Origin of the sequence: Mesorhizobium sp. L-8-10, from assembly GCF_016756635.1 — a bacterium.
GTDB lineage: Bacteria > Pseudomonadota > Alphaproteobacteria > Rhizobiales > Rhizobiaceae.
Genome location: NZ_AP023263.1, coordinates 4,766,657 through 4,786,805, shown reverse-complemented (window position 1 = coordinate 4,786,805; position 20,149 = coordinate 4,766,657). Strand labels below are relative to the sequence as shown.

General features: G+C 65.2%; 18 protein-coding genes. 9 read left to right on the top strand and 9 right to left on the bottom strand.

What is annotated here, in order from left to right; genetic code table 11:
* Positions 1-185: 185 nt before the first annotated feature.
* Entirely contained in the window at positions 186-2,645 is a 2,460-nt protein-coding gene (locus JN280_RS22040; RefSeq protein ID WP_202305225.1) for a penicillin-binding protein 1A, read from the bottom strand.
* Between the two features lie 245 nt (positions 2,646-2,890).
* Positions 2,891-4,108 carry an N-acetylmuramoyl-L-alanine amidase gene (locus JN280_RS22035; protein WP_244741888.1) on the bottom strand — a complete coding sequence of 406 codons (1,218 nt, stop codon included), beginning with the start codon at positions 4,106-4,108 and terminating at the stop codon, positions 2,891-2,893.
* A gap of 657 nt (positions 4,109-4,765) precedes the next feature.
* Here JN280_RS22035 and JN280_RS22030 point away from each other — a divergent pair.
* Positions 4,766-7,720 (top strand): Rne/Rng family ribonuclease, encoded by a 2,955-nt coding sequence (locus tag JN280_RS22030; protein ID WP_202305221.1) that lies wholly within the window; start codon positions 4,766-4,768, stop codon positions 7,718-7,720.
* Positions 7,721-7,809: 89 nt separating this feature from the next.
* Here JN280_RS22030 and JN280_RS22025 read toward each other — a convergent pair whose 3' ends face one another.
* Positions 7,810-8,961 (bottom strand): pyridoxal phosphate-dependent aminotransferase, encoded by a 1,152-nt coding sequence (locus JN280_RS22025; RefSeq protein ID WP_202305219.1) that lies wholly within the window; start codon positions 8,959-8,961, stop codon positions 7,810-7,812.
* A 132-nt stretch (positions 8,962-9,093) separates the two neighbouring features.
* Here JN280_RS22025 and JN280_RS22020 point away from each other — a divergent pair, with 132 nt between their 5' ends.
* The 6 genes from JN280_RS22020 to aat all read left to right on the top strand — a co-directional run bounded on the left by JN280_RS22020 (position 9,094) and on the right by aat (position 14,679).
* Positions 9,094-10,497 carry a M48 family metalloprotease gene (locus JN280_RS22020; RefSeq protein ID WP_202305217.1) on the top strand — a complete coding sequence of 468 codons (1,404 nt, stop codon included), beginning with the start codon at positions 9,094-9,096 and terminating at the stop codon, positions 10,495-10,497.
* A gap of 49 nt (positions 10,498-10,546) precedes the next feature.
* Positions 10,547-11,353, top strand: a complete 807-nt coding sequence (locus JN280_RS22015; protein ID WP_202305215.1) for a DsbA family protein — start codon at positions 10,547-10,549, stop codon at positions 11,351-11,353.
* 121 nt (positions 11,354-11,474) lie between these two features.
* Positions 11,475-11,909 (top strand): type II 3-dehydroquinate dehydratase, encoded by a 435-nt coding sequence (gene aroQ, locus JN280_RS22010; protein ID WP_202305207.1) that lies wholly within the window; start codon positions 11,475-11,477, stop codon positions 11,907-11,909.
* 34 nt (positions 11,910-11,943) lie between these two features.
* Positions 11,944-12,414, top strand: coding sequence for an acetyl-CoA carboxylase biotin carboxyl carrier protein (accB, locus tag JN280_RS22005; RefSeq protein ID WP_202305206.1), 471 nt, complete (start codon positions 11,944-11,946; stop codon positions 12,412-12,414).
* Between the two features lie 19 nt (positions 12,415-12,433).
* The gene (gene accC, locus JN280_RS22000) at positions 12,434-13,786 is read left to right on the top strand and encodes an acetyl-CoA carboxylase biotin carboxylase subunit (protein ID WP_244741885.1); all 1,353 of its coding nucleotides are present in this window, start codon (positions 12,434-12,436) and stop codon (positions 13,784-13,786) included.
* A 281-nt stretch (positions 13,787-14,067) separates the two neighbouring features.
* A complete protein-coding gene (gene aat / locus JN280_RS21995; RefSeq protein ID WP_202305204.1) occupies positions 14,068-14,679 on the top strand; it encodes a leucyl/phenylalanyl-tRNA--protein transferase in 612 nt (203 codons plus the stop codon).
* Here the strand turns inward: aat and JN280_RS21990 are convergent.
* The 6 genes from JN280_RS21990 to JN280_RS21965 form a co-directional block, all read right to left on the bottom strand.
* Positions 14,676-15,044: a hypothetical protein gene (locus tag JN280_RS21990; RefSeq protein WP_244741882.1), complete on the bottom strand. Its 369-nt coding sequence runs from the start codon at positions 15,042-15,044 to the stop codon at positions 14,676-14,678. The genes aat and JN280_RS21990 overlap by 4 nt on opposite strands.
* A gap of 188 nt (positions 15,045-15,232) precedes the next feature.
* Positions 15,233-15,685 carry a DUF2155 domain-containing protein gene (locus JN280_RS21985; protein ID WP_202305203.1) on the bottom strand — a complete coding sequence of 151 codons (453 nt, stop codon included), beginning with the start codon at positions 15,683-15,685 and terminating at the stop codon, positions 15,233-15,235.
* Between the two features lie 164 nt (positions 15,686-15,849).
* Positions 15,850-16,248 (bottom strand): NADH:ubiquinone oxidoreductase subunit NDUFA12, encoded by a 399-nt coding sequence (locus tag JN280_RS21980; protein WP_202305202.1) that lies wholly within the window; start codon positions 16,246-16,248, stop codon positions 15,850-15,852.
* Between the two features lie 108 nt (positions 16,249-16,356).
* Positions 16,357-16,833 carry a GNAT family N-acetyltransferase gene (locus tag JN280_RS21975; RefSeq protein ID WP_202305200.1) on the bottom strand — a complete coding sequence of 159 codons (477 nt, stop codon included), beginning with the start codon at positions 16,831-16,833 and terminating at the stop codon, positions 16,357-16,359.
* Positions 16,834-16,960: 127 nt separating this feature from the next.
* Positions 16,961-17,581, bottom strand: coding sequence for an urease accessory protein UreG (gene ureG / locus JN280_RS21970; protein WP_202305198.1), 621 nt, complete (start codon positions 17,579-17,581; stop codon positions 16,961-16,963).
* Positions 17,582-17,594: 13 nt separating this feature from the next.
* Positions 17,595-18,128 carry an urease accessory protein UreE gene (locus JN280_RS21965; protein ID WP_202305196.1) on the bottom strand — a complete coding sequence of 178 codons (534 nt, stop codon included), beginning with the start codon at positions 18,126-18,128 and terminating at the stop codon, positions 17,595-17,597.
* Positions 18,129-18,375: 247 nt separating this feature from the next.
* Between JN280_RS21965 and JN280_RS21960 the strand changes: the two genes are divergently transcribed.
* Both JN280_RS21960 and JN280_RS21955 read left to right on the top strand, forming a co-directional pair.
* Positions 18,376-19,062 (top strand): urease accessory protein UreF, encoded by a 687-nt coding sequence (locus JN280_RS21960; RefSeq protein WP_244741878.1) that lies wholly within the window; start codon positions 18,376-18,378, stop codon positions 19,060-19,062.
* Positions 19,063-19,222: 160 nt separating this feature from the next.
* Positions 19,223-20,128, top strand: a complete 906-nt coding sequence (locus JN280_RS21955) for an urease accessory protein UreD (RefSeq protein ID WP_202305192.1) — start codon at positions 19,223-19,225, stop codon at positions 20,126-20,128.
* Positions 20,129-20,149: the final 21 nt, after the last annotated feature.

The following is a 20,149-nucleotide window of genomic DNA, read 5'->3' as shown; positions in this document are numbered from 1 at the left end:
CAGCCTATTCGATAACCAATGAGTTCTAAAACCAAATGGTTATGCAATAAGGACAAGCAGCCGTCAAGCGCGGGCATGCACGGCGAGCGCCTGGCGCACACAAAAACAGCGCCGGCAGAGCGGCGCTGTTTTCGATTGTCACAGCGAAAGTGCGAAGGGACCTGCGATAAAGTTCGAGACGCCTGCTAATAGAGCCCGCCGCCGGAATTGTCGCGGATAGCCTTGGCGGCCTGCGGCGAAAGCGCCTCGCCGGAACCGTTCGAGCCGTCCTCGCCCATGCCGATGACCCAGTAGCTGTCCGCGGGACCAGTGCCCGGCTTGAAGGCTTCCATGATCGTGCCTTGAGCACCTTCGGCAGCCTGCATGCCGGTCTTGCGGTTGATCGCGATCATCTTCATGCCGTCTGGCACCTTGAAGTCCACGATAGGCGTGTCCTTGAGCGCCTCGCCCATGAATTCCTTGAAGATCGGCGCAGCGAGGCCGCCGCCCGTCGAGCCCTTGCCGAGCCCTTGCGGCTTGTCGTAGCCCATATAGAGGCCGACGACGAGGTTCGGCGTGTAGCCGATGAACCAGGCGTCCTTCTCATCGTTGGTCGTTCCGGTCTTGCCGGCCATCGGGCGCCCGAGCTCCGACACCGTCACCGCCGTGCCTCGGGTGACCACGCCTTCCATCATCGAGGTGATCTGATATGCGGTCATCGGATCGAGCACCTGCTCGGCATTGTCGATCAGCTCCGGCTCGGGCTGGTTCTCCCAGCTCGTCGCCACGCAGCCTTCACAGCCGCGCTCGTCATGCTTGAACACTGTCTTGCCATAGCGGTCCTGGATGCGGTCTATGAGCGACGGCTTGATCTGCCGGCCGCCATTGGCCATCACCGCATAGGCCGAAACCATGCGCATGACCGTCGTCTCGCCCGATCCCAGCGACATGGCGATGACAGGGCTCAACTTGTCATAGACGCCGAAGCGCTCCGCATATTCGGCCACGAGCTTCATGCCCATGTCGTTTGCCAGCCGCACCGTCATCAGGTTACGCGAGCGCTCGATTCCCATGCGCAGCGTCGACGGGCCGGCGGCCTTTCCGTCATAGTTCTTCGGCGACCAGACAGTCGTGCCGACCGTGATCGTGATCGGACCATCCATGATCACCGAGGCAGGCGTGTAGCCATTGTCGAGCGCGGCCGCGTAGACGATCGGCTTGAACGAGGAGCCCGGCTGGCGATAGGCCTGTGTCGCGCGGTTGAATTCCGATTCCGCGAAGGAGAAGCCGCCGACCATGGCCAGAACGCGGCCCGTATGCGGGTCCATCGCCACCATGCCGCCCGACACCTCCGGCGGCTGCCGCAGTTCGTAAGCCGAGCCGGAATCGCCCTTCTTCTCGACGAAGACGACGTCGCCGGGCTTCAGCACTTCGGCCGGCGACTTGGCCTTCACGCGCTTGCCGTCGACGAGGTGGCGCATGGCCCAGCTCATGTCGGCCTCGGCGATGGTGCCGGTCTCGCGCGCCGGTTCGAGCGCGCCCGACACCTCACGCTTGGGCTGCAGGCCGACCGTGACACCTTCGCCGGAACTCTCCAGCACTACGGCCAGACGCCATTCCGGCACGTCGTCCAGGCCCTTGACCTTGCCCAGGGCCTCGCCCCAGTCGCCCGATATGTCGATCTTCTCTTTCGGGCCCCGATAGCCGCGCAGCCTGTCGAACTTGATCAGGCCGTTCTGCAGCGACTTGCGCGCCATGAGCTGCAGCTTCGGGTCGAGCGTGGTGCGCACCGAAAGCCCGCCTTCGTAGAGCGCGTTCTCGCCATAGCGGGCGATGATCTCGCGGCGAACCTCCTCGGTGAAATATTCGCCGGCGAACAGGTACGTGCCCTTGCGGCGCGGCGATACGCCGAGCGGCTCGGCTTTGGCCTTGTCGCCTTCGGCGCGCTCGACATAGCCATTCTCGACCATCTGGTCGATGACCCAGTTGCGGCGCTCGATGGCGCGCTCCGTGTGGCGGAACGGATGATAGTTCGACGGCGCCTTGGGCAGCGCGGCGAGATAGGCGACCTCGGCGACGGTCAGTTCGTTGACCGACTTGTCGAAATAGGTGAGCGCGGCACCTGCGATGCCGTAGGCGCCCATGCCGAAATTGATCTCGTTGAGATAAAGCTCGAGGATGCGGTCCTTCGAATAGGCCTGCTCGATGCGGAAGGCCAGGATCATCTCGCGGATCTTGCGGTCGACCGTCTGGTCCGACGACAGCAGGAAGTTCTTGGCGACCTGCTGGGTGATGGTCGAGGCGCCGACCGGCCGGCGGCCCGATCCGAGATTCTGGAAATTGGTGACGACGGCACGGGCAAGCCCGGTCACGTCGATGCCGGGATGGTTGTAGAAATTCTTGTCCTCGGCGGAAAGGAACGCGGCCTTGACGCGGTCCGGCACCGCCTGGATCGGCAGATAGAGCCGCCTCTCGCGCGCGAATTCGCCCATCAGCGCACCGTCCGAGGCGTGGACGCGCGTGGTCACCGGCGGCTCATACTTGGCCAGCACCTCGTAGTCCGGCAAATCCTTGGTCAAGCCGCCGACATAGATGCCTACGCCAGCCGCGGCGACCAGCGCCAGCATCACGCCGATGCCGAAGAAATATCCGATGAGACGTATCATGCCCGCTCCACCTTCCAGAGCCCGTCCAAAGTCGCGACAGACTCCCGGACCACGACGGCCTGGAAGAATCCGTTCGCAGCCGATCTGCGCCGTAACCGCCCCGGTCCGTGGTGGTCAACTCTTGTCGCGCCGTTGTGGGCAAAATGCGGCAGCTTCAAGAAACCCCATCGGTTGACGTCGATTATATGACGGACTGTGACGCCGCTGCAACGTTTTGCCACTCGCGGCGGTTGTCGCCGCGCCGGTCAGCCGCCCGCACCCATCTTGGCTTCGGCGAAGAGCGAGACCGCCGACATGATGCCGTCGACGGCTTTGCCGCGCCACGCGGCGTCGCGAAGCTGCTTTTCGTCCTGCGGGTTGGAGAGATAGCCGAGCTCGACCAGCACGGAGGGCACGTCGGGCGCCTTCAGCACCCGGAAGCCGGCGGAACGGTGCGGATTGTTGATCATCTCGATGTTGCCGGACAGTTCACCGACCAGCGAGCGCGCGAAACGGATGGAGAAATTGTGGGTCTCGCGCCGGATGAGATCGACCAATATGTCGGAGACCTCGTGATCCTGCTCCTCGATGGAGATTCCGGCGAGTTGGTCGGAAAGGTTCTCGCGATCCGCCAGGGCCTGCGCCTCGGCGTCCGAGGCCTTGTCGGAAACGGTGTAGACCGTGGCGCCGCGGATTCCCTTCAGGCGAATCGTATCGGCATGGATCGAGATCAGCAGGTCGGCCTCGTACTGCCGGGCGATGCGCACGCGCTCGTCGAGCCGAAGGAAGTCATCCTTCTCCCGCGTCATGTAGACGTCATAGCGGCCCGTTGCCGCGAGCTTGGCCCTCAACTCGAGCGCGAAGGCCAGCGTGATGGTCTTCTCGACCGTTCCGTTCGGCCCCTCCGCGCCGCCGTCGATGCCGCCGTGGCCGGGGTCGACGACAACCGTGAAGCGTTTGCCCTGCCTCGCCTCGGCGGTGCCCAGCCGGTCGCCCTTCGGCGCGGAATGAGTCGAGCCGGTGGTCTCCACCTGCGCGGCGAGCGCCTCCTCGAAACGCCTCTCCGAACTTGCCACGATGTCGGCGACGAGGCGGTAGCCCGGCTCGTTCTCATTGCGGACGACATCGAGCTTCTCGACCTCGAACGGTCCCTTGCTGGTCAGAATGAGCCGCGACCTGCCCTCGCCGATCAGGCCGTAACGCACACCCTTGATCAGGCCGCGCGCCTTCAGTTCGCGCGGCTCGATCGCGAAATTCGTCTCGGGCAGGTCGATGACCAGGCGATGCGGTCCGCGAAGGAGGAACCAGTTCGGCTCCGGCTCGCGATCGAAGCGGACCACCAGGCGCATGCGCGCCGCATCCCCCGCCATCTTGTATTCGGTCGCCCCCAACGGCTCGGCGGTCGCGACGGTCGACGCCGATGCGACGAGCCATGCGGCCAAGGCGAGCGAAAGAAACGCGCGCAGCGACCGGGCGATCGCCATGCCGCACCCTCTCGCCGCCCATCTACCCATGAAGCCTTACCGTCCCCGCTGGAATCCGTACCATACCCGTTCGCCCGTCCCGGCACGAAGCATCACCCCGACTGGTAGACGCTTATGGTTAATCAAGCCTTTCGACACGACGTGCCGTTGCGGAACTCCCCTAGCCGGCATCGAAATCCGGGGTTGCCATGATCCGCTCCAAATCATAAAAGCGACACCGGATCATCGCAATGCCCGGGACCGGGTTCTTCCGGCCGCTTCGGCAGCTCAGGCCCGGGAAAATCGGTTCCGACCGCTCGCGGCGGAGCAAAGGCGGATCCGTCGAGTTTCTTCAGGGCCGATGCCGAGGCGGACGCCCTGATGCAGGAAAAACGGCCGGGACGGCACGTCCCGCGCCGGCTCTGGCAAGAGCATAATAGCTGGTCCGGTTTCCGGGCCTGGTTCAAATGGTTCCGCTAGGCGGCAGGATGGCGTTAGACGCAACTGTGGACAAGACCGGGAAATCCCGCGCCATGCCGGCGGCGGCCCGCTTGTCTGTCGCGTCAAGCCCGTTGCCTGCGGATCGCACATTATCCGGCATCGCCGCCCCGACAGGTTCAAGGCAGGGTTTTCGCGCCCGCAAGCCTCGGCTGACGGCTGCCGGGGAGACAAGACATAATGCCCAACAAAATGCTAATAGACGCCTCCCACCCGGAGGAAACGCGGGTCGTCGTCGTTCGCGGTAACCGCATCGAAGAATTCGATTTCGAATCCCAGGACAAGAAACAACTCAAGGGGAATATCTATCTCGCCCGCGTGACGCGGGTCGAACCGTCCCTTCAGGCCGCCTTCGTCGAATATGGCGGGAACCGCCACGGCTTCCTGGCCTTCAGCGAAATCCATCCCGATTACTATCAGATCCCGGTCGCCGACCGGCAGGCGCTGTTGCGCGCCGAGGCCGAAGCCGACGATGCCGACGACGAGGAGGACGCCGAAGGCGACGACCGTTCCGATCGCGGTCGCAACCGGCGTCGCCGCCGCGGCGGACGTCATCGCGGTCGCGACCAGGAGCGTCGCGACGCCGCCGAGGCGTCCGATGAAGCTGAAGCCCAGGCGGTCGCGGACACCGAGGGCGACGGCGACGCCGAGGCGAACGATCCCGTCCCGGCGGAGAGCGAGCAGCCTGCCTTGGTGGACGATCAGCCCGCCGCAACGCAAGACGCCCCCGCCGACCATGCCGAAGCGCCGACCGGGGACAGTACGGCCGTTGACGCCGGCGACGGCGAAGCTGCGCCGGCGTCCGGCGAGGTGACGTCGATCGCCGCCTCCATCGAGGCCGACGTCGTTTCCGAGCCGGTCGCCGTGTCCGAGGCGCCCGACGCCAACGAGGATCGCGGCACCGTCGAGGAGATCAGCGGCGCGCAAGGCGACGAGAGCGAGGTCGAATCCGTCGGCGCGGAGGACGCGCTGGAGGAGATCCGCAATCGTCGCAAGCCGATGCGGCGCCACTACAAGATCCAGGAAGTGATCAAGCGCCGCCAGATCCTGCTGGTGCAGGTGGTCAAGGAAGAGCGCGGCAACAAGGGCGCGGCCCTCACCACCTATCTGTCGCTCGCCGGACGCTATTCGGTGCTGATGCCGAATACCGCGCGCGGCGGCGGCATCTCCCGCAAGATCACCAACGCCCAGGACCGCAAGCGCCTGAAGGAGGTCGTGCAGGACCTCGACGTGCCGGAAGGCATGGGCGTCATCCTGCGAACGGCGGGAGAAAGCCGTACCAAGGCCGAGATCAAGCGCGACTACGAATATCTCATGCGGCTGTGGGAGAATGTCCGCAGCCTGACGCTCGAGTCGACTGCCCCTGCCCTCGTCTATGAGGAAGGCAGCCTGATCAAGCGTTCGGTGCGCGACCTCTACAACAAGGACATCGACGAGATCCTCGTCTCCGGCGAGGAAGGCTACCGCGAAGCCAAGGACTTCATGCGGATGCTGATGCCCAGCCACGCCAAGGTGGTTCAGCCGTTCCGCGACACCACGCCGATCTTCGCGCGCAGCGGCATCGAGGCGCAGCTCGACCGGATGCTGCAGCCTCAGGTGACGCTGAAATCCGGCGGCTACATCATCATCAACCAGACCGAGGCTCTCGTCTCGATCGACGTCAACTCCGGGCGCTCGACCAGGGAGCATTCGATCGAGGACACCGCGCTCCAGACCAATCTGGAGGCGGCGGAGGAAGTCGCCCGGCAACTGCGCCTGCGCGACCTGGCCGGCCTCATCGTGATCGATTTCATCGACATGGAGGAGAACCGGAACAACCGGGCGGTCGAGAAGAAGCTCAAGGATTGCCTGAAGAACGACCGGGCCCGCATCCAGGTCGGGCGCATCTCGCATTTCGGCCTTCTCGAGATGTCGCGCCAGCGCATCCGCGCGAGCGTGCTGGAATCGACGATGAAGCCCTGTCCGCATTGCGGCGGCACGGGACATGTCCGTTCGGACTCCTCGACCGCGCTGCTCGTCGTGCGCGCCATCGAGGAATTCCTGCTCAAGGATTCGCGCCACCACATCACGGTGCGCACGCCCATGGCGACCGCGCTCTATGTGCTCAACCACAAGCGTTCCATGCTGGTCGATCTCGAGCGGCGTTTTGGCCTGACGATCACCCTCGAAGCGGACGATTCGGTCGCCTCGCAGCACTATGCGATCTTCCGCGGAGCGGTGGCGGAGAAGTCCGCCGTCACCGAGGCGCTGCCGGCGCAACTCGCCTATGTCGAGCCGGAAGAGCCTGAAGAGGAGATCGTCGAGGAGGAGGACGTCGAGGAGACGGCCGCCGCTGAGCAGCCGTCCCATGGCGAACGCCGCGAAGACGGCGACCGCAAGCGGCGCAAGCGCCGGCGGCGGCGCGGCAAGGATCGCGACCGTGACGCGAGCGATGAGCACAGGCGCGCCACCGACGCGGAAAGTGTCGCCGCCACGTCCGAAAGCCCCGAGGACGGCGACGTCGAAGACGTCGAGGGCGAGGAGACGGTGGCAGCCGAGGCCGACGGCGCAGCCGATCGCAAGAAGCGCCGGCGCGGCCGGCGCGGTGGACGACGCCATCGCCAGGAGGACGGCGAGCCGACTGCCGCGACGGAGGCCGCCGAGGGCGAGGTGCCTGAAACGTCCGAGCCCGTCGTAGAGGCCGTTGAAGCCGACGCCGCCGAGTTGGCGGCCGAATCCGCCCCTCCTGCCGAGAGCGTCGCTGAAGCCGCGGCCGAGGCTGTCGAGACCCCCGCCGAACCCGTCGCCGAGGCGGTCGCGGAACCCGAAAAGCCGAAGCGGAAGCCGCGCAAGTCGGCCAAGGCCAAGAAGGCGGAAGCCGAAGCCGCCGCGGCGGCCGAGGCCGAAGCAGCGGCTGGGGCGACCGCGGCCGAGACGGCTCCGGCGGAAGCGGTTGCGGAGGAGCCGGTTGCGGAGGAGCCGGCGCCCGAGCCCGCGAAGCGGCGGACCCGAGCCACGCGGCGCAAGCCCGAGGCCGAAGCCGCGCCTGCCGAAGCCGTCGTGGTTTCCTCCACCGTCGCCGAAGTTGCCGAGATTCCTGCCGAGGAAGCAAAGCCGAAGAAGGCCGGCTGGTGGCAGCGCAAGGGCTTCTTCTGAGCCGAGTCATCCTGAAAGGGACAGAAAAAGCCGGGGTTTGCCCCGGCTTTTTCATGTCCTGCCGACACCCTGCCCTGTAGATCCGGCGCCTACCTGCCGAGCCAGCGGCCGATCCGGTCCAGGGCGGCCGCCATGTCTTCGCTGCTGCCGGCATAGGAGAAACGCATGTAGCGCTGGCCGGCAAACGGGTCGAAGTCGCGGCCTGGCGTGGCGGCGACATGGGCCTCGGCCAGCATGCGCCGCGCGAAATCCATGCTGTCGTTGGTGAGCCCGGAGACATCGCAGAAGGCGTAGAACGCGCCGTCCATGGGCGCGGCGATGCGAAAGCCCAGTTCCGGCAGCCGGCGCATCAGCAACGCACGGTTGACCTCGTAGCGCGCCTTGACCAGATCGAGGGCGTCGCTCACCGAGAACGCCTCGATCGCCGCGAGTTGGGAAAGCTCCGGCGCGGAAATGTAGAGGCTCTGCTGGATGCGCTCGACCGGACGCACCAGGGCGTCCGGCAACACCATCCAGCCGACGCGCCACCCGGTCATGCAGTAATATTTCGAGAAGGAGTTGATCACGACGGCATCGGTCGAGAGTTCCAGCGCCGTGACGTCGGGCGCCGAATAGGCCAGCCGGTGATAGATCTCGTCCGAGATCACCGAAATACCGAGCCGCTCGGCCGTCTCGATCAGTTCGGCCAGGGCATCGTGCGGAATGATCGCGCCCGTCGGATTGGCGGGGCTTGCGAACAACACGCCCTTGACGGGCTTCTGCCGGTGCGCGGCCGCCAGATGGTCGGCCGTCAGATAGCCGGCGCCGCCGAGCTCGATCTCGACGATCTCCACGCCGAGGGCGGCCAGTATATTGCGATAGGCAGGGTAGCCCGGCGCAGCGACCGCCACCCGGTCGCCGACGTCGAACATGGCGAGGAAGGCCAGGTTGAAGGCTGCCGAAGAGCCCGTCGTCACGACCACGCGCTCGGGCGCGACGGTAACGCCATAGTGATCCAGATAATGCGCGGCGATCGCCTCGCGCAGGCCGGCGAGCCCGAGCGCATCCGTGTAGCCGATGCGGCCGTCCACCAGCGCCCGCCGCGCCGCCTCGCGCACCGGCTCCGGCACGGGGTCGGAGGGCTGGCCGACAGCCATGGAGATCACCGGATGTCCCAGGCTTTTCAGCCGGTTGGCCTCGGCCAGGACGTCCATGGCGTGAAACGGCTCGACGTCGCCGCGCCTCGATATCGATACAGCCATGGATGTAAAGCCTTCCCGCGCGAACCGGTCTCAACTGTGGCCGCACAAATGCCCGATTGCTGTGCGGATCACAAGTTCATGTTGCCTCCGCCTTTTCATTGCATCCATGGTGGGCTACCAGTGCGGCCAGCCATGCAGACACGATCGCCTCTTTCGGCAAAGCTCGCCCGCTGCGGACGCGGCCTGACGGCCGGCCTCGTGGCGTTGTGCCTCGCCGTCTCCACCGCCGGCCAGGCGCTCGCACAGAGCCTGCCCGTGGTGCGCGACGCGGAGATCGAGGCGCTGGTCCGCGACTATGCGCGCCCGATCCTGAAGGCGGCAGGGCTCGGCAGCTCCAACATCAACATCGTCCTGGTCAATGATCAGAGCTTCAACGCCTTCGTCGCCGGTCGCCGCATGTTCATCAACACCGGGGCGTTGGTGACCTCCGAGACGCCGAACGAGATCATCGGCGTCATCGCCCACGAAGCGGGCCACATCGCCGGCGGACATCAGGAGCGGCTGCGCCAGCAGCTCGCCCGCGCCCAGACCATGGCAATCGTCGCCACGCTGCTCGGCATGGGTGCAGCCGTGGCCGGCGCGGCCGGCGGCGTCGGCGGCGTCGCTCAGGCCGGCGGCGGCCTCGCCATGGGCGGCGCAGAAATGGCGCGGCGCGGGCTGCTGGGCTATCAGCGCACCGAGGAGGTCACGGCCGACCGTTCCGCGCTCGATTATCTCGAGGCGACCGGGCAGTCGGCCAGGGGCATGCTGATCACCTTCAAGCGTTTCGCCAGCGCGCTGTCCCTTTCGGGCGCGCGTGTCGATCCCTATCAGGTCAGCCATCCGATGCCGCGCGAGCGCATCGCCAACCTGCAGACACTGGCCGAGGCCAGCCCCTATTTCAACAAGACGGATCCCGAGGCGCTGCAGCTTCGCCACGACATGATGCGTGTGAAGATAGCCGTCTATACGCAGGGCCAGGGGGCGGCCGCGCGCATTTTCCGCAAGGGCAGCGGCGGGCTCGCCGCGCAATATGGCGACGCCATCGCGACCTATCTCTACGGAAATCCCAGGAGCGCGCTCCAGAAGGCGGACGCGCTGGTCAAGGCGAACCCGAAGAACCCCTATTTCCACGAGCTGCGCGGCGACATACTGGTCAAGGCGAACCGTCCGGCCGAAGCGGCGCAGGCCTATGCAAGCGCCGTCAAGCTCGACCCGGCGAAATCCGGCATCCTGCGGGTCGCCTATGGCCAGGCCCTGCTCGCCACCGGCAAGCAGGATTCCATCGAAAAGGCGGTCGACGAGATCAACAGGGGCCTCGAGCGCGACCGTGAGAACATCAGCGCCTATCGTTACCTCGCCCAGGCCTACGGCCAGCTCGGCCAGGTCGCGGAGGCGGAACTCGCCACGGCCGAAGGCTATTTCTACAGCGGCGTCTACAAGGAGGCGAAGGTTTTCGCCGCCCGCGCCCAGATGAAGATGAAGCGCGGATCGCCGGCCTGGGTGCGCGCGCAGGACATCATCAATTACAAGCAGCCCGGCAAGAAGAAAGGCTGACCGCGCGGACGCGGTCGCCATTCTCCGGCAGGAACAAGGACGAACTGACATGACAAGGGCGATAGTGTTGGGAGCGAGCGGCATCGCGCTCGCTTTCGCCATGCTGGCATCGGGCTACGTCGCCGGCCGGCCGCAACCTGCCTATGCCGAGGACAAGCCGCAGGCCACCGCCGGCGCGCTCGACCGCAAAGAGGTCGAGCTGATCGTGCGCAACTATCTGCTCGAGAACCCCGAGATCCTGCTCGAGGTGCAGCAGGCGCTCGAGACCAAGCAGCAGGAAGAGCAGCGCATCGCACAGCTCGGCATCATCAAGCAGTCGAAGGACGAGATCTTCAACTCCCCGCATGACGGCGTGGTCGGCAACCCGAACGGCAAGGTCACGATCGTCGAGTTCTACGACTACAATTGCGGCTTCTGCAAACGCGCCATCGAGGACATGCATGCGCTCACCGCGCAGGATCCCGAACTGCGCTTCGTGCTGAAGGAGTTCCCGATCCTCGGCCCGGATTCGCAGAAGGCGCATATGGTCTCGCAGGCCTTCCTGAAGCTGATGCCGGAGAAATACGGCGAGTTCCACGACAAGCTCCTTGGCAGCCCCGGCCGCGCCGACGAGGCGAGCGCCGTCAAGCTCGCCGTCTCGCTCGGCGCGGACGAGGCCAAGCTGCGCGACATGATGCAGGATCCGGCCATCGGGCAGGCCTTCGCCGGCACATACGAGCTGGCCAACAAGCTGGCGATTACGGGAACGCCGTCTTACGTCGTCGGCAACGAGGTGGTTTTCGGCGCGCTGGGCCAGGCTGTCCTCGCCGAGAAGATCGCCGCCGCCAAGGCCTGCCTGGGCGACGCAAGCTGCTGAAACCAGCCGAATCGAGACTTGTGGACGGTGGAAGAAGGCGCTTGCGCTCTTTGCGCGGTCGCCTATGCCCATTATAGAGGATTGCGCACGCCGGCCGGGCCGGCGTGGAAAGGCCTGCATCTTGAAGACAGTCTACGTTCTCAACGGTCCGAACCTCAACATGCTCGGCAAACGCGAGCCCGGCATCTATGGCGGCAAGGATCTCGCGGCGATCGAGGAAGACTGCAGGAAGGCCGGCGCATCACTCGGGCTGGAGGTCGTCTGCCGTCAGTCCAATCATGAAGGCGACCTGGTCGACTGGATCCAGGAGGCCGGCGAGAAAGCCGTCGGCATCGTGATCAACCCCGGCGCCTACAGCCACACCTCCATCGCCATTCACGACGCGATCCGCGCCGTTTCGCCGCTGCCCGTGGCGGAAGTCCATCTCTCCAACATCCACGCCCGCGAGGCGTTCCGGCACAAATCCATGATCTCCCCCGTCGCTGCGGGGATGATCTGCGGCTTCGGGCCGCTCGGATACACGCTGGCGCTGCAGGCGCTCGCAGCCCGGCTCTGAGCCGCGGCCCGAACCAACAAGGAACCTAGGCACGATGTCGCTCAAGAAATCCGGCGTTGACCAGCAGCTCATCCGCGATCTGGCAGGCATACTGAACGACACCAACCTGACCGAGATCGAGGTCGAGCTGGGCGATCTCAAGGTGAGGGTATCGCGCCAGGCGCAGGCCGTGAACGCGGTCGCCACCCCCGCGCCGGTCGTCGCCGCCGTGGCGCCGCAGGCCGCGCTGGCGGCTGGTGCCGCGCCGACGGTAGCTGCCGCCGACGCGGCCAAGAACGCCGTCACCTCGCCCATGGTCGGCACCGCCTACGCCGCGCCTTCGCCCGATGCCAAGCCCTTCATCGAGCTTGGCCAGAAGGTCAGGGAAGGACAGACGCTGCTGATCATCGAAGCGATGAAGACAATGAACCAGATCCCCTCGCCCCGTTCCGGCACCGTGACGGCCATCCTGTTCGAGGACGCGCAGCCGGTCGAATATGGCGAGCCGCTGGTCGTCATCGAATAAGCTTCGAGGTCCACGCCCCGTGTTCCAGAAAATCCTCATCGCCAATCGCGGCGAAATCGCCCTCAGGGTGCTGCGCGCCGCCAAGGAGCTCGGCATCCGGACGGTCGTGGTCCATTCCACGGCCGACGCCGACGCCATGCATGTGAGGCTGGCCGACGAAAGCGTCTGCATCGGCCCGCCGCCCTCGCGCGATTCGTATCTCAACATCCACCAGATCGTGGCCGCCTGCGAAATCACGGGGGCGGACGCCGTGCATCCCGGCTACGGCTTCCTGTCGGAAAATGCCAAATTCGCCGACATACTGGCCGCCCACAAGATCACCTTCATTGGACCTTCGGGTGACCATATCCGCATCATGGGCGACAAGATCGAGGCCAAGCGCACGGCCAAGCGCCTCGGCATCCCCGTGGTTCCGGGCTCGGACGGCGCGGTCAGTGACGACCGCGAGGCTTTCCGCATTGCCTCGGAGATCGGCTTTCCCGTCATCATCAAGGCCTCGGCCGGCGGCGGCGGGCGTGGCATGAAGGTCGCCCGTTCGGCCGAAGACCTGCCGGTCGCGTTGGCCACGGCACGTTCGGAGGCGGGTGCGGCCTTCGGCGACGACGCCGTCTACATCGAGAAGTATCTCGAGAAGCCGCGCCATATCGAGGTGCAGATCGTCGGCGACGGCGCGGGCAAGGCGATCCACCTCGGGGAGCGCGACTGCTCGCTGCAGCGTCGGCACCAGAAGGTCTGGGAAGAGGCGAACTCTCCGGCCCTCAATGCCGAGGAGCGTTCGCGCATCGGCGACATCTGCTCGAAGGCGATCGCCGATCTTGGCTACTCCGGCGCCGGCACGATCGAGTTCCTCTATGAGAACGGCGAGTTCTACTTCATCGAGATGAACACCCGCCTGCAGGTCGAACATCCGGTGACGGAAGCGATCACAGGCATCGATCTCGTCCACGAGCAGATCCGCGTCGCCTCGGGCGGCGGCCTTTCGACGCGGCAGGAGGACATCAAATTCGCCGGCCATGCCATCGAATGCCGCATCAACGCCGAGGATGCGCGCACCTTCACCCCCTCGCCCGGCACGATCACGCATTTCCACACCCCCGGCGGGCTCGGCATCCGCGTCGATTCCGGCGCCTATTCCGGCTATCGCATCCCGCCCTACTATGACAGCCTGATCGGCAAGCTGATCGTGCATGGCCGAAATCGCGTCGAATGCATGATGCGGCTGCGCCGAGCGCTCGACGAATTCGTGGTCGACGGCGTGAAGACCACGCTGCCGCTGTTCCGCGATCTCGTCGGCAATATCGACATCGCCAATGGCGACTACGACATTCATTGGCTTGAGAAGCATCTCGCGGAGACGGCCGCCGCAGCCTGAAGCATGTCTCCCGAAAGCGGGAACCGGTTTCGGGACAAAGAAATGCGTCGGTTCAAGAACCTGCCGCGTGTCGCGCGGATCCTTTTTCGCACGACAAGCGGCAGCAAAACGAGATTGACATTCGCTCCCGGGCAACCGTGGCGCGAATGTCCGGATTTGAAGCGCGAAATCATATAGTTTCCGGCGGTCCCTTGATTCCGACATTCGCTCGAACCGGCTGTATCGATGGGGTGCAAATGCTAGAATTGTTCCACTAGCTTGCTCTCCAAGGGTCGAGAGCCATGACACGCCCCTACGCGCCCGGATATCGCATCCCGCCGGACCTTCTCTTGAAGGCCTACGCGTCCGGCGTCTTCCCGATGGCGGAAAGCGCGGCTGATCCGGAAGTGTTCTGGGTCCGTCCCGAAACGCGTGGCATCATCCCGTTCGACGGCTTCCACGTGCCGAAGAGCCTCGCCAAAACCATGCGCAAGACGCCGTTCGAAGTCACGTTCGACTACGATTTCGAAGCCACGATAGACGGTTGCGCCGAACGGCGCGCGGAACGGCGCAGCACCTGGATCAACGCGCCGATCCGTGAAGCCTATGTGGAACTCCACCGGCGCGGACACTGCCATTCCGTGGAGGCCTGGCGAGACGGACATCTCGTCGGCGGTCTCTATGGCGTCAGGCTCGGGCGGGCCTTCTTCGGCGAAAGCATGTTCTCACGGGAGCGCGACGCCTCCAAAGTGTGCCTCGTGCGTCTTGTCGAGCATTTGCGTGCGCGAGGCTTCGCTTTGCTCGACACGCAATTCACCACCGAACATCTCAAGCGTTTCGGCGCCGTCGACGTGCCGCGCGCCAGATACGAGAAGATGCTGGCCGAAGCCCTCAAGGGCGAGGCTTTCTTCTAGCCGGACGGCGTTCCGAGCGGCGTCTGCTGGTGGAACATCATCCTCCAATTGCCGCCGCGACGGACATAGCCCGTGCTGACCAGCGCGGCATAGTCCTCACCATCTGCGCGCGTCGCCCTCGCCTGGTAGGTCAGCATGGCGACATCGTTGCACGGCTGAAGCATTCCCTTCAGGTCGATTTCCAGGACCTTCCAGCGATTGCCGTCCTTGGCGGTGTCGGCGAGAACCTTGTTGCCCATCACCCCTGCCATCTCGGGCGAGAAGGCAACGAGACATTCCGAATCGGTGTTCTCTTCGAAGAAAGCAGCGTCTCCGGTCCAGAAGGCTCTTTCGAGGACAAGCAGTTCGTCTATGTCGGCCGTCACCACGATCTCCTGCCGCAGGGAAAGGATGTCGGGGGACCGATGTGGCTCGAGAAATGTTCCGAGCGGCTCAGGCCAATGGTTGAAGGACCGGATGTTGCATACGATCGCGCGCCGCGCCTGCCGGCGCGAAAGCCAGGCGTTCCAAGGGTCGCGCGGCCTGGAGTGTCGACATCCAGGCCGACCGGCGATCAGTTCGTCTTCGCGGCTTCCGGCGGCGGAACGTCGGACTTCCGCTTGCAGGCCTTCAGCCACACGTCGTAGACGGCATGCTCCACCGCGTTGAGGCCAGGGCTCTCGGCGAACATCCAGCCCGTGAAGATGCGCCGGATCTTACGGTCGAGGGTGATCTCGTCGACTTCGACGAAGGAATCGGTCTTGGGTTCTTCGGCCTCGGGCCGCGAATAGCACACACGCGGCGTCACTTGAAGCGCGCCGAACTGAACCGTCTCGTCGATATAGACGTCGAAGGTGATGATACGGCCGGTGATCTTGTCGATGCCGGCGAACTCGGCCACGGGGTTCTTGACACGCTCCTCGGTCCGGGTTGCCGGGGCCGTGGGCTCGGCTGCGGGCTCCTCGGCCCGACCACCAGATACTGCCGCGAGCGTCGTTGCAAGCAACGCGATCGCAGCGGTTTTCATTCGGGAGCTCTTCGCTGTCGGTCTGGAGATCGTCATTCGGGAAACCGCTGCGCATCGGGAGCGCACGCGCCGGGAACCGGCACGGCACTGATCGTGAATCGGGTTACGCGGCAAATGTGGCGACAAAAGTCCATTGCCGCCGATGGTCCCGAAAGGCGCGCCACTCAGCTGCCGGGCGTCCAGGCATCGTAGTCGCCGGTCACCTGCGGCCTGTGCTGGTTGCCCAGCACCGACCCCTTGGGCCGGTAAGCCGCGGCGGTTCCGGTGAGGTTCGGCCGATGCGCCTTCTGCCACTCGCGCGGCTTGTAGTTTTCCTTCCACGGCGCCGTGTCGACACGATGATGGATCCAGCCGTGCCAGCCTGGCGGGATCGCGGAGGCTTCCGAATAGCCGTTATAGATGACCCAGCGCCGGGTCCGGCCTTCCGAATCCGTGCCGCCCTCGTAATAGACGTTACCGAACTCGTCTTCGCCCACGCGCTTGCCGTGGCGCCAGGTATGGAAACGCGTATTGAGCGTTTCGCCATTCCACCATGTGAACAACTGAAGCAGGAATTTCTTCATCGGGATCCTCGTCGCCGGTCGTCACCGGCTATGCGCCTTATGGCGTCAGCCGCGCCCGCTGGCAAGGGTGGAGGCCGAGATTGGCGCGGCCTCGTCACGATTATCGCGCTACGACAGCGTCATCTTGAAGCCGGCGTGGCTCTGGTCGAAACCGAGCCGCCTGTAGAAGCGATGAGCGGCCTCGCGCTTGTTGCTCGAGGTGAGTTGGACAAACCTGACGCCCGCTTCCCGGCCCCGCTCGATGGCGAAGGCGATCATTGCCGCGCCGATGCCCCGACCGCGCGAGTCGGCGCGCGTCTGGACCGCCTCGACGGTCAGATTGGTCGCGCCCCGCGCCGTCATGGTGGTGATCAGGGTCGTCTGGAAGGTGCCCACCACCTCGCCTTCGAGTTCCGCCACGTAAAGCGCATCGTTGGGGCTCTGCGAAATCTTGCGGAAAGCCGCTTCATAATCGGGCAACACTGCGGGGTCCGTGGTGTCGCCGTGCCCGCCAATGGCATCGCCGGCGAAAAGCGCCGCCAGCGCGGCAATGTCGCGCGCTTCCGCGTGCCGGATGACAAGACCTCCCACAAACTCTTCTGGCATGGCCTCCGCAGTCCTTGGCTGGAGTCTGTCTGTCACCGCCGGAACCGGCGACCAGCGGGCGCCGGAAATGCTGATCCGCGATCTCCCGGCTCCGGTGCTCGCTTTCGCCTCCCCGGCGCGCGTTCGCCTACGCGGCCGTCAAGCCCCCGGCGCGCTCGATGAAGGCGACGACGTCGTCCACCCCCTGCCGGCGCAGCATGTCGGTAAACACATAGGGCTTGTCGTTGCGCTGGATCCTGGTGTCGCGGTCCATCACGTCGAGATCGGCGCCGACATAGGGCGCAAGGTCCTTCTTGTTGATGATGAGAAGGTCGGAACGGGTTATGCCCGGCCCGCCTTTGCGCGGAATTTTTTCTCCCTGGCAGACCGAGATCACATAGATCGTCAGGTCGGCGAGATCGGGCGAGAATGTCGCCGCCAGATTATCGCCGCCGGATTCGATGAAGACGATGTCGAGGTCGGGATGGCGCCTCGTCATTTCGCTGATGGCCTGCAGATTGATCGTGGCATCCTCGCGGATGGCCGTATGCGGGCAACCGCCGGTTTCGACACCCATGATGCGGTCTTCCGACAAGGCCTGAAGCCGGTTGAGAATGAGCGCGTCTTCCTTGGTGTAGATGTCGTTGGTGACGACCGCGACCGAATAGCGGTCCCGCATCGCCTTGCACAGCATTTCGGTGACCGTCGTCTTGCCGGAGCCGACCGGTCCGCCGATGCCGACGCGAAGCGGCCCGTTGGGTGATGTCATGGACGAACTCCTGTCAGCCGTGGTGATGATGATCGGGCGCATTCGAATGGGAATGATCGTCATGGTGGCGATGGCCGCGGCCATGATCGTGCCCTTCGTTGCCGTGAGCGTGCGAATGGCCGTGATAGGCGCCCCGCACTGGCTGGAACGGCTCGACGATTTCCGTTACCCGGGCGCCCAGCCCCTCCAGCATCGCCTTGATGACATGGTCGCGCAGGATGACGACACGATATTCCTCGATCTGCGTCGGCAGGTGCCGGTTGCCGAGATGCCAGGCGAGTTCCATCAGATGCAACCGGCTGTCGCTCCTGATCTCGTAGAGCTGTTCTTCCGCCGCGAGGATCTCCACCATGCGCCCGTCGTCGAGCACAAGCACGTCGCCGTGGTGAAACGCAATCGCCTCGGGCAGATCGACCAGAATCTCCTGCCCGTCGCGGAGCGTCAACACCTTGCGACGCAGATGCCGCTCGTCATGCGCCAGTGTGACGGCATCGAAGGGCTCACCACCATGGCGGCCGGCATGATGATGGGAAACAACGCGAAGCATTATCAACTCCTGTGGAATCGACCGGCGGGCAAGTGCGCGCGTCGAAGGGGCCGACTATAGCCGGCCGGCTGCATCTTCCAAGGGACCCGTCGTTGCATCATACGGAATCTGCCTCCGCCTCGCGCTCGGCGTCGACGTCGTCCGCCCGCCTTCATGTCGCTGACTGCGTCGTCGCCAGGCAATGGCTTGACTGGCATGCGACGAGCGGACAATGCAGATGAGACACGCAATCGGGGCTGGAGACGCAATGGACACACAGGGCCCGGGCGACACGACGTTCCCGCTCCACCTGCTCCGCCTGGCGAGCCCAGGCCTCCCTGTGGGCGGTTTCTCCTATTCGCGCGGCCTGGAGGCCGCCGTGCGGCATGGCTGGGTGAATTCGGAAGCGAGCGCGCGGGAGTGGATTCACGGCACGCTCGAACACGCCTTTGCCGTGCTCGATGCGCCGCTGTTCCTTCGCATGATGGCGGCCCTGGCTGCGGACGATCGGGACGCCTTCCTGCGCAGCAACGCCTGGCTCGCGGCGAGTCGCGAAAGCCGCGAGATTCAGGCCGAGGACCGGCTGATGGGCGATGCCTTGCTCCGCCTGCTGAGCAGTCTGGAGATCGGAGCGGCGAACCGGTTCGGTGACTGCACGCTCTCTTATCCTGCCGCCTTCGCGATAGCGGCGCACCATTGGCGCATTGTCCCCCGGCAGGCGCTGAGGGGCCTTATGTGGGCCATGACCGAAGGCCAGGTTTCGGCTGCCATTCGGCTGGTTCCGCTCGGCCAGACGTCGGGTCAGCGGATCCTGATCGATGCCGTCGACCTGATCGAGCGTAGCGCCCGGCAGGCCGAACGGCTGGGAGACGACGAGATCGGCAACACGGCGATCGGCCTCGCCATGGCCAGCGCCTGGCATGAGGAGCAATACAGCAGGCTATTCCGATCCTGAGGGACATCCCTCCGGTCGCCCGCAATGCATCCCGAGATCATGCAAGGCACAACCGGCACGACAACCGAACTTGTCCCACACGACGGGCGCCTGTACAGTGAAAGCCTTCCAAATGCGTGGTTACTCAGCCTCGTTTCTACCGAACGGAGACCAAGTCGGCATGCAGGCGCCGTCGTTGACAAGACACCTGCAGCGCGAATTGGACGAGGACGCAGCGCAGCCCCTTTCCCTCGACGGCGGCTCGGAACGCCGCTGGCGGGCCGAACTCGAGCTGTGGTTCGCGCCGGCGGGCGGACAGACGCGGCTGCTTCGCCGGCGTCACTCCGGGCCGCTGATGGTGCAGCGGCCGTTCCATCCGGAAAGCGACGGGACCTGCCACGTCTATCTGCTGCATCCTCCTGGCGGCGTGGCGGGCGGAGACAGCCTGGAACTGACGTTCCATCTGGCCGAAGGCGCGCGCGTCGTGCTGACCACGCCGGGCGCGACCAAGTTCTACAGGAGCGTTGCCGGCAAGGGCTCCCAACGCAGCTTCATCGATGTCGAAGCCGGAGCCGTCTGCGAATATCTGCCGCAGGAAGCCATCATGTTCGACGGCGCAAGCGCCGACGTCGGCACTTGCGTCACGATCGCCGAGACGGGGACCTATGTCGGCTGGGACTTTACCTGCCTCGGCCGCCCCGCGGCCAGGGAGCGCTTCCGTTCGGGAGGAATCACGCAGCGTGTCGAGATCCGCCGGAACGGCAAGCCGATATGGATCGAGCGGTTCTGCCTGCCGGGCGACTCGCCTCTCCAGGGAGCGGCCTTTGCGCTTGCCGGGCATCCGGTGTTCGGCACCATGGTCTATGCCGGCCCGCTGAGGGACGGGCTGGCGGAACTGGCGCGGCGGGCCGCGGGAGATATGGCCGGTTGCCTCTTTTCCGCGAGCCAGCTCGACGATGTCGTCGTCTGCCGTTACCTCGGCCCGCATGCCGAGCAAGGCAAGATACTCTTCGCCCGCGTCTGGGATGCGCTGAGGACCGCGCTTCAGTCGAAACCTGCCTCGGCGCCCCGCATATGGGCGACATGACATTCTTTGAAGGGAACCTGC